At 61.7% G+C, this 14456-nt stretch carries 14 protein-coding genes; 1 reads left to right on the top strand and 13 read right to left on the bottom strand.

Annotation, left to right across the window (positions count from 1 at the left end):
- Nucleotides 1–61 precede the first annotated feature (61 nt).
- The 9 genes from ppdK to rpsP form a co-directional block, all read right to left on the bottom strand.
- Nucleotides 62–2812, bottom strand: coding sequence for a pyruvate, phosphate dikinase (ppdK, locus tag DWX25_RS03260; protein ID WP_117799085.1), 2751 nt, complete (start codon nt 2810–2812; stop codon nt 62–64).
- A gap of 297 nt (nt 2813–3109) precedes the next feature.
- Nucleotides 3110–3985: a pyruvate, water dikinase regulatory protein gene (locus tag DWX25_RS03255; RefSeq protein ID WP_117799084.1), complete on the bottom strand. Its 876-nt coding sequence runs from the start codon at nt 3983–3985 to the stop codon at nt 3110–3112.
- A 34-nt stretch (nt 3986–4019) separates the two neighbouring features.
- On the bottom strand, nt 4020–6116 hold the full coding sequence (glyS, locus tag DWX25_RS03250) for a glycine--tRNA ligase subunit beta (protein ID WP_117799083.1): 2097 nt from the start codon (nt 6114–6116) through the stop codon (nt 4020–4022).
- Nucleotides 6117–6119: 3 nt separating this feature from the next.
- Nucleotides 6120–7031, bottom strand: coding sequence for a glycine--tRNA ligase subunit alpha (locus DWX25_RS03245; RefSeq protein WP_006236091.1), 912 nt, complete (start codon nt 7029–7031; stop codon nt 6120–6122).
- Between the two features lie 59 nt (nt 7032–7090).
- Nucleotides 7091–7654: a signal peptidase I gene (gene lepB / locus DWX25_RS03240; RefSeq protein WP_117799082.1), complete on the bottom strand. Its 564-nt coding sequence runs from the start codon at nt 7652–7654 to the stop codon at nt 7091–7093.
- 2 nt (nt 7655–7656) lie between these two features.
- Nucleotides 7657–8415 (bottom strand): tRNA (guanosine(37)-N1)-methyltransferase TrmD, encoded by a 759-nt coding sequence (gene trmD / locus DWX25_RS03235; protein ID WP_117799081.1) that lies wholly within the window; start codon nt 8413–8415, stop codon nt 7657–7659.
- A gap of 10 nt (nt 8416–8425) precedes the next feature.
- A complete protein-coding gene (rimM, locus tag DWX25_RS03230; protein WP_233505236.1) occupies nt 8426–8917 on the bottom strand; it encodes a ribosome maturation factor RimM in 492 nt (163 codons plus the stop codon).
- A 34-nt stretch (nt 8918–8951) separates the two neighbouring features.
- Nucleotides 8952–9197, bottom strand: coding sequence for a KH domain-containing protein (locus DWX25_RS03225; RefSeq protein WP_229042092.1), 246 nt, complete (start codon nt 9195–9197; stop codon nt 8952–8954).
- 42 nt (nt 9198–9239) lie between these two features.
- Nucleotides 9240–9581, bottom strand: coding sequence for a 30S ribosomal protein S16 (gene rpsP / locus DWX25_RS03220; protein WP_117735148.1), 342 nt, complete (start codon nt 9579–9581; stop codon nt 9240–9242).
- A 201-nt stretch (nt 9582–9782) separates the two neighbouring features.
- Between rpsP and dinB the strand changes: the two genes are divergently transcribed.
- On the top strand, nt 9783–11036 hold the full coding sequence (gene dinB / locus DWX25_RS03215; protein WP_117794422.1) for a DNA polymerase IV: 1254 nt from the start codon (nt 9783–9785) through the stop codon (nt 11034–11036).
- A 96-nt stretch (nt 11037–11132) separates the two neighbouring features.
- On the opposite strand, the gene rsfS is transcribed toward dinB, so the two are convergent.
- The 4 genes from rsfS to obgE form a co-directional block, all read right to left on the bottom strand.
- On the bottom strand, nt 11133–11588 hold the full coding sequence (gene rsfS, locus DWX25_RS03210) for a ribosome silencing factor (RefSeq protein ID WP_022094751.1): 456 nt from the start codon (nt 11586–11588) through the stop codon (nt 11133–11135).
- A 28-nt stretch (nt 11589–11616) separates the two neighbouring features.
- Nucleotides 11617–12150, bottom strand: coding sequence for a bis(5'-nucleosyl)-tetraphosphatase (symmetrical) YqeK (yqeK, locus tag DWX25_RS03205; protein WP_199412313.1), 534 nt, complete (start codon nt 12148–12150; stop codon nt 11617–11619).
- 87 nt (nt 12151–12237) lie between these two features.
- The gene (nadD, locus tag DWX25_RS03200; RefSeq protein ID WP_117735145.1) at nt 12238–12915 is read right to left on the bottom strand and encodes a nicotinate-nucleotide adenylyltransferase; all 678 of its coding nucleotides are present in this window, start codon (nt 12913–12915) and stop codon (nt 12238–12240) included.
- Nucleotides 12916–12918: 3 nt separating this feature from the next.
- Nucleotides 12919–14385, bottom strand: coding sequence for a GTPase ObgE (gene obgE, locus DWX25_RS03195; protein ID WP_199406634.1), 1467 nt, complete (start codon nt 14383–14385; stop codon nt 12919–12921).
- Nucleotides 14386–14456 lie beyond the last annotated feature (71 nt).

Raw genomic sequence — 14456 nt, 5'->3', positions numbered from 1 at the left:
GCCTCACGAATGAGACGGGCGGCATGAAGGGGGGCTACACTAGGCGTCTACACCCAAAACGTTAGGCGGAACGCTTGGCCTCGAGCTTGGCCTGAGCGGCGGCCAGGCGCGCCAGGGGCACGCGGTAAGGCGAGCAGGACACATAGTCCACATCGGCCACGTTGAACAGGCCCTTGATAGACTTAGGGTCGCCGCCGTGCTCACCGCACACGCCAAAGTGCATGCCGGGGTTGGTGGCGCGGCCCTTCGCCACGGCCATACGCACCAGCTCCAGCACCGCCGAGTCGATGGTCTCGAAGGGGTTGTCCTTCAGGATCTTCTTATGCATGTACAGCGGGATGAACTTGGCCTCGGCGTCGTCGCGCGAGAAGCCAAAGGTCGTCTGGGTGAGGTCATTGGTGCCAAAGCAGAAGAAGTCGGCGTGCTGGGCGATCTCGTCGGCGACCATGCAGGCGCGCGGCAGCTCGAGCATCGTGCCCACGGGAATGTTGAGCTCGACGCCCTCCTCGGAGGATATCTCGGCGATGACACGCTCGATGACCTCGCGGGTCTGGACATGTTCGGCCGTGATGGAGACGAGCGGAACCATGATCTCGGGGCGCGGGTCGACGCCTTCCTTGATAAGGCGGGCGGCAGCCGTGGCCACAGCGCGGACCTGCATGAGCGGCAGATTGCCAAAGACGACGGACAGGCGCACGCCGCGCAAGCCCAGCATGGGGTTGGACTCGACCATGCCGTCAATGCGACGCAGGCGGGCGCGCAGGGCAGTGAGCTCCTCCTCGGGAGCGCCGGCGGCCTCCTTCTTGGTGATGGCGACCTCGAGCTCGCGAGGATTATCCAAGAACTCGTGCAGCGGCGGATCAAGCAGGCGAACGACCACATCGCGACCGGACATGGTCTTGAACATCGCCAAGAAATCCTCAGTCTGGACCTTGAGCAGATCGGCCAGGGCCTGCTGCTTCACAGCCTCGTCGTCGGACAGGATGAAGCTCTGGATAATGTTCTTGCGGTCGCCCAGGAACATGTGCTCGGTGCGGCACAGGCCTATGGCCTCGGCGCCAAACTCGAGCGCGAGCGCGGCATCCTCGGGGTTGTCGGCGTTGACGTGCACGTGGTTGGCGTGACCGTCGGTCTCGTCCAGGCGGATCTCGTCGGCCCAAGACAGGATGGTGTCCAGATCGCCGGTGAGCTCAGCGGAGACCAAATCGACAGCGCCATCGACGACGATGCCCTGAGTGCCGTCGATGGAGATGATATCACCCTCGTGCAGCACGCGATCGCTGCCCTCGATGCGCACGACCTTCTCGGCCGCGTCAATGTGGAAGCGCTCGACGCCGCAGACGCAGGGCGTACCCATACCGCGAGCGATAACGGCGGCATGGCTCGTCTTGCCGCCATGGCTCGTCAAGATACCCTCGGCGGCGACCATTCCCTTAAGGTCGTCGGGGTTGGTCTCCCAGCGGACCAGAATGACCTTATGGCCCTCGGCAGAACGCGCGACGGCGTCATCGCTCGAGAACACGACCTCGCCCACGGCGGCACCGGGGCTGGCGTTAAGGCCGCATGCGAGCGCCTCGTACTTCTTGGAGGAGTCGAACTGCGGGTGCAGGAGCTGGTCGAGCTGCGTGGGATCGATGCGGCTCACGGCCTCCTCACGGGTGATGAGGCCCTCCTCGACCATCTCGATAGCGATGCGCAGAGCGGCGGTTGCGGTACGCTTGCCCACACGGGTCTGGAGCATCCAGAGCTTACCCTGCTCGATGGTGAACTCGATGTCGCACATGTCGCGGTAGTGATCCTCAAGCGTCAGGAAGACACGCTCAAGCTCTTCACCTGCGGACTCGAGGCCCGGGGTGGTCTTGAGGTCGGCAATGGGCTCGGTGTTGCGGATGCCGGCAACGACGTCCTCGCCCTGGGCGTTGACCAGAAAGTCACCGTAGAACTCCTTGGTGCCGTCGGCCGGATTACGCGTAAAGGCGACGCCCGTCGCAGAGGTCTCGCCCTTGTTGCCAAAGGCCATAGCCTGGACGTTGACGGCGGTGCCAAGGTCGTCGGAAATGCCGTGCTGCTTGCGGTAGATGCAGGCGCGCTCGTTCATCCAGCTGCCGAAGACGGCCTGGATAGCAAGGCGCAGCTGGAGCTCCGGATCGTGCGGGAAGACGGGCTTGCCGTCCGCGACCTCGAGCTCGGGGTACAGGGCGGCCTCGACGTTATCGGAAAAAATGCCCTTGAAAGTATCGACGAGCTCCTGCAGGTCCTCGGCCGAAAGCTCGGAGTCGACGCGAACGCCGGCGACCAGGCGAACCTGGGTCAGGGCATTCTCGAACAAGTCGGCATCGACACCCATGACGACGTTGGAGAACATCTGGATAAAGCGACGATAGCTGTCCCAGGCAAAGCGCGGGTTTTGCGTCTGGGCGATAAGGCCCTGGACGGAATCGTCGTTGAGGCCCAGGTTGAGGACCGTGTCCATCATGCCGGGCATGGAGAACGGAGCGCCCGAGCGAACCGAGACGAGCAGCGGGTCACAAGCGTCGCCGAGCTTCTTGCCGCAACGGGCCTCGAGGTCTGCCTCGGCAGCAACGATCTCATCGAGTGCGCCCTCGGGCCACACGTTGCCGGCACCGGAGTACTCGACACAGGTCTGGCAGGTAATGGTAAAGCCACCGGGAACCGGCAGGCCGATACGGCTCATCTCGGCAAGGTTTGCGCCCTTGCCGCCAAGCACGAAGTTCATGGACTTGTCGCCCTCAGTGACACGGGTGCCCTGGGCGTCGGTTCCAAAACGGTAAACCCTCTTGCAATCGCTCACGATACTTCCCCTTCCATGCACTTACGCGCACGACCGTGGTAACGAATCGACCCGCCAGATGCGGGCCGTGAGGGAACTATACGGCGGGTTTTGAGCGGGCTTAAGCAGAGGATGCGCGGTTTGGTAAACGTGCTAAAACTGGCGGTAAACGGTAGATAAAGGTGGTTACCTTATGAAGATACCACTGCAAGAGAAATGCAGGTCAAATGCAGGTTTCTTGCTAAATCGCTTTATCATTATCGTGCATTATTTTGAGGTAGTCTATTTAGGACGGGGCTTTTTAACTACTCCAATGAGCTAACTTTGCTGCACTCGACTGGCGGCGCGGCGGGCGCGGGCTTCTTGGATTTCCTCCAAGTGGCTAATGATCTCGGCAGCGCTTTCCTCGATGGCCTTGCCGTCGGTACGCACCACAAAGCAGCCTAGGCGCTTCATGAGCGCACGAGCTTCCTCGAGCTCGCTGCGCACGCTCTCGGGCTCGGCATAGGAGCCGGCAACGGCACGGGCGTAGTCATCGCCCAAGCGGCTATCGCGAATCTCGGAAATAACGTCGACGGTCGAAATCAGGCCAAACAAACGCATCGGGTCGACCTCGTAAATTGACTTGGGCGGCTCCATGCCATGGGCCAACGGAACATTGGCAACCTTGTAACCTTGAAAGGCCAAAAACATCGACAGCGGCGTCTTGGACGTGCGCGATACGCCCAGCAGCACGATATCGGCACCCGACAGATCGTCGCAGCCGCGCCCGTCATCGTGCTCAACGAAATACTCCATGGCCTCGATACGATGGAAATAGCGGTCATCGGTCTTGTGAATCACGCCCGCGACGCCCTTGGGCGGTACACCGATGAGCGACGACAGCACGGCGAGCGTCGGGCCGATCAGGTCGACCGAGCGAATATGCAGCATGCCCAGGTAATCGAGCACACGAGCACGTAGCGCCGGGTCGACAATGGTGTGGAATACGGCAATATCGCGATGGTCCGCATCGACGCGCGGACCCACAAACGATTTAACCTGCTCCACCGAGTTCACCTTGGGCAGGCGCAAGAGATGAAAAACCCCTTCATCAAATTGCCCGGACGCCGCAAGCACCACCTCACAAGCGGTATCACCGAGCGAGTCGGAGATAACGATAACGGTGGGACGAGCGGTGACCGGGCAATCCATGCGGGGCTCCTTTTGCGCTTATGCGCAGGCTGGCTTACTTTTTGCGGGCAAGCTCACCGATGTTTGCGATGCCGGAGAAAACGGCCTCGAAGCGGTTGAGCAGCTTAAGGCGATTATCGCGGAGCTGCTCGTCCTTGTCCATGACCATAACCTCGTCGAAGAAACGGTCGATGGGCGCGCGCAGGGCGGCGAGGGCAGCAAATGCGGCAGGATAATCCTCGGCGGCGAGAGCAGCATCGACGGCGGTCTGAGCGGCCTCAGAGGCGTCGGCAAGCGCAAGCTCGACCTCGCCCATCAGGCTGCGGTCGTACTCCGCACCCAGCTCGGGCTTGGAGATGTGCGCGGCGCGAGCATAGGCGGTAGCCAGGTTGTCGAAGGTCTCGGCATCGTTCTTGCGGGCCTCATCGAGAGCGGCGCAGCGGGCGAAGAAGACGGACGGGGCGATGATGTGCACCGCAGAGACGGCGGCAACGGTATCGGCCGGGATCTTCTCGTCGCGGGCCATGCTCACCAGGCGGCCATGGAAGAAGTCGCGAACCTGCTGGGCGACTTCGGTGGCGTCGAACTCAATGCCCTGCTCACTATAGAGCTCGAGCGCAAAGTCGATGAGCGACGTGGGGTCGATCGGCAGGCGGTCGCGCAGGATGTTGATGATGCCGATAGCGGCACGACGCAGCGCATAGGGGTCGGAGGAGCCGGTCGGGGGCTCGCCGATGGCAAAGATACCGGCAATGGTATCGAGCTTGTCGGCACAGGCCACGATGCAGCCAGCGGTGCCCTCGGGCAGCTCGTCACCGGCAAAGCGGGGACGATAGTGATCGCGAATGGCGTGGGCGACCTCGTCGTTCTCCCCCATCGCGGTCGCGTAATAACCGCCCATCACGCCCTGCTGGCTCGTGAACTCGACGACGGCGTTGGACACCAGATCGGCCTTGCACAGGTGCGCGGCGCGAGCGGCATCGGCGGCAAGGTGGGCGCCCAGATGAGCCTCGCGGGCGATAGCGAGCGCGAGCTGCTCGATGCGCTCGGACTTGGCGAGCACGCTACCGAGCTTCTCCTGGAAGGCAACCTTGGCCAGGCGCTCACGGAACTCGTCGAGGGAGATCTTCAGGTCCTCCTCGTAGAAGAACTTTGCGTCGTCCAGACGGGCGCGCACGACGCGCTCGTTACCGTCGATCACGCGCTCGGCATTCTCGGGCTTGCTGTTGGAAACGACCACGAACTCACGCGTGAGCTTGCCCTCGCCGTCATAGATCGGGAAGTAGCGCTGGTTGGTGAGCATGGACTCGCAGATGATCTCGTGCGGGACCTTGAGGAACTCCTCATCGAAGGTACCGACGAGCACCGTCGGCCACTCGCAGAGGTTAATGACCTCCTCAAAGACCTTCTTGGGCGTATCGACATGGCAGCCGGGACGGGCAGCCTCGACCTCGGCGATACCGGCAAGGATGGCCTCACGACGACGCTCGGCAGAAAGCACACCGGCGTCCTCGAGCACCTGCTCGTAAACAGCGGGGCTGGCAACCACATAGTCGCCAGGGCCAAGTACGCGATGACCGCGCGTGGTGTTGCCGCTCGTCACGTCGGCAAACAACACGGGCACAACATCCTCGCCCAAAAGGCAGCAGATCCAGCGGACCGGACGAACAAAGGTCGCATGCTCGTGACCCCAGCGCTGGCTGCGGTAGTTGGGCCACTGCAGGCCGGCGATGGTCTTCTCGCACAGAGCGGTCAGAATCGGCGTAGCCGGTACGGAGGGAATGTTCTTCTCGGCGAACACATACTCGCGACCGTCAGTGTCCTCGCGACGGACCAGGTCCTCGGCAGCCACACCGCACTTGCGGGCAAAGCCCTGGGCGGCCTTGGTGGCGTTACCGTCAGCGTCGAAGGCAATGTTGGCCGCGGGGCCACGCTTGACCTCGTGAACCTCATCGGTCGCGGTGGCGACGTTAGCAACGAGTGCAGCCAGACGACGCGGGCTCGAGATCACGCGGACCTCGCCGTGGGCCAGACCGGCCTCGTCGAGGCCCTTGGCGATCATGGTGCCAAGCTGCTTGACGGCATTGTTCAACGGTGCGGAGGGCATTTCCTCCGTACCGATCTCAAACAGGAAATCCTTAGCGTCTGCCATGGCTTACGCCACCTCGCCTTCCTGATCGGCATTCTCGTTAACTCCGGCGACCTCGGCCATATAGGCCTCGCAGCACGCCTTGGCAACGGCGCGGACGCGCAGGATGTAGTTGGCACGCTCGACCGCGGACAGCGCGCCGCGGGCATCGAGCAGATTGAAAGCGTGGCTGCACTTCATGACGCAGTCGTACGCCGGCAGCGGAAGCTTGCGCTCCAGGCAGGAATGGCACTCGGCCTCGTAGTCGTCAAACTTCTGACGCATCATCTCGACGTTGGCGACCTCAAAGTTATAGGCACTGAACTCGCGCTCGTTCTCGAGGAACACGTCGCCGTAGGTCATGGGCGTGCCGTCGGGCAGGTAGCTCCACACCAGGTCGTAGACCGAGTTGACGCCCTGAGCGTACATGGCGATACGCTCCAGGCCATAGGTGATCTCGACGGGCACGGGGTCGACCTCGATACCGCCCACCTGCTGGAAGTACGTAAACTGCGTGACCTCCATGCCGTTGAGCCAGACCTCCCAGCCAAGGCCCCAGGCGCCGAGCGTCGGGCTCTCCCAGTCGTCCTCGACAAAGCGGACGTCATGGTCGTTGGGGTCCAGGCCAATGGCGGCCAGCGAACCCAGGTAGAGCTCCTGGGCGTTAACCGGCGAGGGCTTGATGAGCACCTGGAACTGATAGTAGTGCTGCATGCGGTTGGGGTTCTCGCCGTAGCGGCCGTCGGCGGGACGGCGGCAGGGCTGCGCATAGCAGGTGCGCCACTCGGCGGGACCGAGCGAGCGCAGCGTGGTCGCGGTGTGGAAGGTACCGGCACCGACCTCGGAGTCATAGGGCTGCATAATGACGCAGCCCTGCTCGCCCCAGTACTGCTGGAGACGCAGGATGATGTCTTGGAAGGAAAGCGATGAAGCGTTCATGCCTCTAATATCCCCTCGTCGAAACGATTACACGGTTAGGTACTGTACTATAGCGGTTTTTAGTCGATAGCGCCGATACGGTTGAGCGGCCAGTAGCGAACAAGCGCCACGGCGATCAGGTCCGAACGGTCGACCGGGCCAAAGTAGCGGGAGTCGGCAGAGTTCTCGCGGTTGTCGCCCATCACCCACACGCACCCGTCAGGGACGGTGTAAGGATAGCTCACCTGAGCAGCGGGCGCCTGGACCGAAAGCGGCCAGCTCATGCCGGTCGTATAGTCTTCATCGAGCGCCTGGCCGTCGACGACCACGTGTCCGTCCTGAAGGTCGACCGTCTGGCCGGCCGTGGCAATAACTCGCTTGACGAGAACATCGTGCTCGGAGGTGCCATCGGGGTTGTGGAATACCACAATATCGCCCTGTTTGACGGGCTGACCGAGCTCGAGGCTCACCTTTTGCGCCAGAATCTGATCGCCAATCTCGATCGTAGACTCCATGGAGCCGGTAGGCACCACAAAGGGTTCAACCACAAACGAGCGAATCAAAAAGGTGGCGACGAGCGCAATCGCGACGACCACGATCCACTCAAAGGCACCCTTTAGCACGGAATGCTGCGATGGAACCATTCTCACTCCTCGCTTAGCGAATACGACGCGTCCAAAATCTCTTGCGCGTACGCGCGCTCCTCGGGCGTGAGCCGTGCAGTCTCGATCAGATCGGGACGCCAGCGGCAGGTGCGCTCGATAGCGTTCTTGCGACGCCAAACATCGACCTTGGCGTGGTCGCCGCTCACGAGCACCGGAGGCACGCCCTCGCCGTTGAACTCGGCCGGACGGGTGTACTGCGCGTACTCGAGCAGGCCTCCGTCCTCGGCAGTCGAAAACGACTCGTCCACGTTGCTCATCTCGTCACCAAGGGCGCCGGGAATCAGACGCACGACGGCGTCGGCAACGACCATAGCGGGAAGCTCGCCGCCCGTAAGCACGTAGTCGCCGATCGACAAGCGCTCATCGGCATACGCATACGCGCGCTCGTCGACGCCCTCATAGCGACTGCACACAAACAGCAGGCGCTCGCTTTTGAGCAGGCGCTCGGCCACATGCTGCGTAAAGGGCTCGCCGCAGGGCGTAAAGAACACAACCGTGGGCTTGGGACCTTCGGAGCTAATAGCCTCGATGGCCTCGGCGATGGGCTCGACTTTCATGAGCATGCCCTGCCCGCCGCCGTACGGCTCGTCATCGACGGTGCGATGACGGTCGTGCGTCCAGTCGCGCAGGTTATACGCCTTAAAATCAAAAAGGCCGGCCTTGCGGGCGCGGCCCAAAATCGATGTGGACATAACGGGCTCAAACATCTCGGGAAAGACCGAAAGGGTCTCGATCAGCATGTTGTCCTCCCTACTTGTCCATATCGATCAAGCCGTCCATAACGTGGACGGAAATTGCCCCCTGATCGGGAAGATCGAGCACAACCTGCTCGATCACGGGAATCAGCACCTCGCCGTACCGATCGCCCTCGACAACCCAAACATCGTTGGCGGGCGTCGACATAATCTCGACAATCGTGCCGAGCGAGCCAAAGCGCTCATCGACCACCTCGCGACCCATCAGGTCGGTATAGGCGGCGTCGAGTGAATCGAGCTCAAAATCGTCACGATTTGCCAGCACATAGCATCCCGTGATGCCCTCGGCGGCCGTCAAGTCGTCAATGCCCTCAAACAAGACCAGATCGCCATCGCCCGTATCGGTGACGGACACGACCTTGCAAAAGCGGTCGCGCTTGAGTGCCGGCGGCGTCAAGGCGATGCGCATACCCGGCTCCAATACAGAAGGAAGCCCCCGCAGCGGCTGCGCGAGGACCTCCCCCTTCCTTCCGTGCGGCTTGACCACACGGGCGATGTTTTTGTACTGGGACCTCAAGGTCCTAGCCCAGAACCTCTACCTCGACTGCAGTGTCGAGGCGAGCGGCCAGTGCACGGGCGAGCGTGCGAATGGCCTTGATAGTACGGCCACGACGGCCGATGACCTTAGCGACGTCATCCTCGGCAACCGAAACCTCAATAGTAGAGGCGTCTTCGCCATCGATGACCTCAAGGCTCACGGAATCCGGGTCGTCGACGATCTGAACAACGAGATATTCGACGAGATCGGCGATGCGATCTGAGAGCATTGCCTCACCCTCGAGCTGTGCAGCGTCAACCTCAGGCACGATTTACTCCTCGGCGCCCTCAGCGGCCTCAGCGGCAGCCTTAGCGGCCTCGGCCTCTTTGGCGAGCTGCTTCTTGGACTTCTTGACGACGGTCTCGGTCTTCTCGCCCTCGTTGGCGGCCTTGACCAGAGCGACGACAGCGTCGGTGAGCTGAGCACCCTTTGCCTGCCAGTCGGCGATCTTCTCGAGATCGAGGTTGATGGTCTTGGGGGCGGTCATCGGGTTGTAGCGGCCAACCTCCTCGATGATACGACCGTCACGCGGGGCGCGGGAATCGGCGACGACGACACGGTAGTACGGACGCTTCTTAGCGCCGTGACGAGCAAGGCGAATCTTGACTGCCAAAGGAAACTCCTCCAACCAAGCAGCTTTAGGCTGCAACTACAAACAAACATTTGAATATAATACGCCATCGACGCGGGCAGGTGAAGTCCGTGAGACCAACTTCTTCGGTGTAGTCGAAGGCAAATCCATATCTTAGACAAGAATTCGCGATTTGCAAGCACATCCACGCACCCCACATGAGCTGCGCGGTATACTCATGCCATGAAAAGACGCGAACATACATACGGTTATGAGGATGCTGCGGGCGTCACGCCGCCGCCCTGGACGGGACCGGCGGTGGGCCTCATGGACCTCGACGCGTTTTTTGCGAGCGTGGAGATGCTCGACCACCCCGAGTGGCGCGGCAAGCCGCTCATCGTGGGCGGTGACGCCGATTCTCGCGGTGTTGTATCGACCTGCTCCTACGAGGCGCGTCGCTTTGGCGTGCATTCCGCCATGCCCTCGGCCGAGGCACGGCGCCTGTGTCCGCAGGCCATTTGGACGCATGGGCATTTTGATCGCTACCGCGAGGTCAGCGCGCAGGTCATGGCGATTCTCGCCGACGAGACCCCGCGCGTTGAGCGCGTATCCATCGACGAGGCTTTTATCGATATCACACCGGGTCGCTTTGCGCCCGAAGACCCGTTGCAGGTTGCACGACGCATAAGCGACCGCGTGGCAGCGCTCGGCGTGACCTGCTCCATCGGTGTCGGCTGCAACAAAACGGTCGCAAAGATCGCAAGTGAGCGGGACAAGCCGTTTGGATTGACCATCGTGCGTCCCGGAACCGAACAGCGCTTTTTGGCCGCGCTGCCGGTATCTGCCATGAGCGGCATCGGGCGCTCGGCCGAAGAGCGACTGCGCCGCATGCGCATCTACACGCTCGGCGAGCTGTCACGTGCACCGGAATCCACCTTGGCCTCTATTTTTGGTGTCAACGGCGTACGCATGCGCCAGCGTGCTCTGGGACTCGAGGTTTCCGAAGTCACGAGTCTTGATGAGGAACGCGAGGTTAAATCGGTGAGCAATGAGCGCACCTTTGCGAAAGATTTGACTGAGCGTGGGGACATCGAAGCGGCGATTGCACTGTTGGGAGAGTCAGTGGGACGCCGTCTGCGCCGTCAGGGACTAACGGGCGCCACGGTGACGCTCAAGCTCAAGTATTCGTATGGAAGCGGGCGAACGGCGCAGCGGCGGCTGCCTCATCCGACCGACGATGAGAACATCTTCGTGGCGGTTGCACTCGAACTGCTCGACAACATCTGGCAGGAAGGCATGCATGTTCGCTTAGCTGGCATCGGCATGAGCGATTTCGATCACCAAGGCGGGATCCAAACCGACCTGTTCTGCGAGATCGATGACCGCGGAGCCCAATCCAGCGACCGCCGCGACCTCTCCGTCGCCATCGACGCCGTCCGAGACAAATTCGGCGACACCGCCCTATCCTTCGGCCGCCAATCCCGCTTCAACGATTAACCACCTTTGGGTAAAAAGAAAGCCGGGTAGCTGCGGAAAACCGCAACTGCCCGGCGATATGCGTGAGGTTAGCTAAACCCCGTCTCAAATGAGCTACTAGAGGAGGTTGAGGGGGAGCTGGGGGGCGTCGCCCCAGAGCTTTTCTAGGCGGTAGAAGTCGCGGGCTTCGGGAGTGAAGACGTGGACGACAACAGAACCGTAGTCCATGAGCATCCAGGTCTTCTGCTCACGGCCCTCGATGGAGAACGGATGCTCGCCGCAAGCCTCGGCGACCTTCTCCTCGATCTCGTCGACGATCGAATCGACTTGGCGGTTGTTGGTACCGGTGGCGAGCACAAAGTAGTCGCACACATCGGAAAGCTCGGTCAGGTCGAGCACCTGCACGTCCTCGCCCTTCTTGTCGTAGGCGGCCTGCGCGGCGGCGCGGGCGACATCCTCGGCGGCGACACCGCTCGCGGACAGCGAGGCGGCGGTGCGGTCGGACGTGGCGGCGAAGCTCTTGTGCTCCACACCCTCAAGAATCTGCTCGTCGGTCATGGTCTCGTCGGCCATGGAATACCTCTTTCTAGACGCACCCGAGCTAGCGCAGCTGGGCGTAATGGTTGTAAATCGTAATAGCCGTGGGATAAAGATAACGCCCGGTCTGAATCACATAGACCAGACCCTGCGCAAAACAGGAGAAGAACAACTCGTCGAGCGAGGACTTCCCCACCATCTTGCGCAGCGCATGGGCATAATCGCCGTGGCGGTTGGGTTCGATGGCATCGGCAACAAAGACCACCATATCGAGCGGCATCATGTCGCAAGCGCCCACGGTGTGACGGTCGACAGCCTGAAAGACCGCCGGCGACAGCTCGGGAAAAAGCTGCGGAAGCTCACAGGCGGCAACAGGGCCATGCAAAAGCGGCGTCGCAGCGGAAGGAGAGCCGGCAATCTTAATGCCATAATGCAGAGCGCGCGTGACCAGCTCGTCGTCGGAGAGCACCTTGTCCCAGTCATGGATCAGGCCGGCGGCGGCGGCATCAAAGCGGTCGACACCGTACACCTCGGCTAGGTGCAACGCAGTCTCGGCAACACCAAGCGAATGGACATAGCGCTTGCGCTTATCCTTCATGCGAACATCGAGCAGCCCATGAATACGCGCCAGCAGCGCGCGCTCATCGCCCTCAAACTGATCCTCTACCGGCAACGTAGACCCCCATCACTCAAAATCTTTTTGACCCAGATCGGCATACAGCCCGCGTTTACGAATATAGCCGAGCACGGACTCGCTCGTAAGATAGCGCACACTCATACCGCGGGCAACTCGCTTACGAATGTTGGTCGAGCTGATCGCCAGCGCCGGAATCTGGATATAGCGCACGTCGAACGGCAGACCCGACTCTTTGATTCGGGCACGCGCCGTATCGATATCAAAGCCCGGTCGCGTCGCCGCAATAAAGGTAGCAAGCTCAGCGATTCGTTCGGCATCATGCCAGGTCACAATATCGATAATTGCGTCGGCGCCCGTAATAAAGTAGAGCTTTACCTGCGGCGGGTAAAAGTCGCGAAGGGCATGAAGCGTATCGGCCGTATAGGTTACGCCCGGACGGTCGATCTCGAACCGGCTCGCCAAAAAGGCCGGGTTCGCGGCGGTGGCGAGAACCGTCATGGCATAACGGTCCTCGGCAGGCGTCACCGGCTTGTCAAGCTTAAAGGCAGGCGTGCCCGCCGGCATAAAGAGCACGGCATCCAAGTCGAGGGACTCGCGCGCCTGCTCAGCGGTCACCAGGTGTCCGTAATGGATGGGATCAAAGGTGCCACCCATAATGCCAAGCCTAAACTCCTGCCCAACCTCTAGAGGAAGCTCGGGCAGACCGATTCCACCGCGCAGCGACATGGCTTACTCGCCCTCCGGAGTCTCGACATCGTCCGCGGCATCCGCCACATCGACAACCTCGACGCCCTCATCCGCAGCATCGGCCACGTCAATGGCCTCAACGGCAACGTCCTCGCCAGCATCCTCGAGCTCCTCGTACTCCGAGAAGTCCTCGGCGCCCTCAAAGTCAAAGGCGCGCTGGCAAATGCGGACCTCGTCGCCCGCACGGCAGCCGGCCTTCTCGAGCGCATCGTCGACACCCATGCGCGCAAACTTATGCTGCAGGTAGATGATGGCTTCCTCGTTTTCCCAGTCGGTCTGGATGACCATGCGCTCAATCGCGCGACCAACCACACGGAACGCACCGGGCTCTTCCTGGACAATGCGGAACCGCTTCTCACGCTGCAGGCGGCGGCGCTCCCACTCATCGTCGCGCAGAACGACCGGCTCATCAGAGACCGCCAGCTCGGCGCGAAGCTTAGCCACCTGCTCGCCCACGGCAAGCATCAGCGTGTTGAGGCCGGCGCCAGTCACGGCGGACACGGCAAAGAACATATGGCCATCGTCGAGCGCCGCACGCTTAAGGTCGGCAATCTTGTCGGCCGTGCCCGGCGCATCGCACTTGTTGGCAACGACGATCTGCGGACGCTCCGAAAGCTCGGCGCCATACTGCTCGAGCTCGCGGTTAATAATGCGATAATCCTCGACCGGATCGCGATCCTCAAACCCGCCCGTCATGTCGACGACGTGCATGATCAAAGCCGTGCGCTCAATGTGGCGCAGGAACTGATGGCCCAGCCCCTTGCCCTCGCTCGCGCCCTCAATAAGGCCGGGGACGTCGGCAACGACGTAAGAATATTCGCCGGCACGCACCATGCCGAGGTTTGGCACGAGCGTGGTAAACGGGTAGTCAGCGATCTTGGGACGGGCGGCACTCATGCGCGCAATGAGCGAAGACTTACCCACCGAGGGAAAGCCCACGAGCGCGGCATCGGCCATAAGCTTCATCTCGAGCTCAATCCAGTGCTCCTCGGCCGGTTCGCCCAGCTGAGCGAACGCGGGCGCGCGGCGCACCGACGTCACAAAGTGGGTATTGCCCAGGCCACCGGCACCGCCGGGCGCCACGACGACGCGCTCGCCATCGTGCACCAGGTCGGCAATCTCGAACATCGGGGTCTGCGTCTCGGGGTCGAGCTCGCGCACCACGGTACCCATAGGGACCTTAAGAATCAGGTCCTCGCCGCTCTTGCCATTGCGACGAGCGCCCTGGCCGTGCGTGCCGCGCTCGGCGCGGAAGTGATGCTTAAAACGGTAATCGATCAGCGAAGACAGCTGAGCATCGGCCTGGATGACGACATTGCCGCCACGACCGCCGTCGCCGCCATCGGGGCCGCCCTTGGGAACAAATGCCTCGCGCCTAAACGACATGCATCCGGCTCCGCCGTCGCCGCCGCAAACGTTAATGCGGCTGATATCGGTGAACTGTGACAACAGAATCGCCTCCTACAAAAAAGAGGGAGACCCTTGAATCCTAAAACTCAAGTGCCTCCCACATATGTGCT

This window comes from Collinsella sp. AF18-8LB, assembly GCF_003459795.1.
Taxonomy (GTDB): Bacteria; Actinomycetota; Coriobacteriia; order Coriobacteriales; family Coriobacteriaceae; genus Collinsella.
Note: the sequence above shows the minus strand (reverse complement) of the source record. Positions and strands in the feature narration are given on the sequence as shown.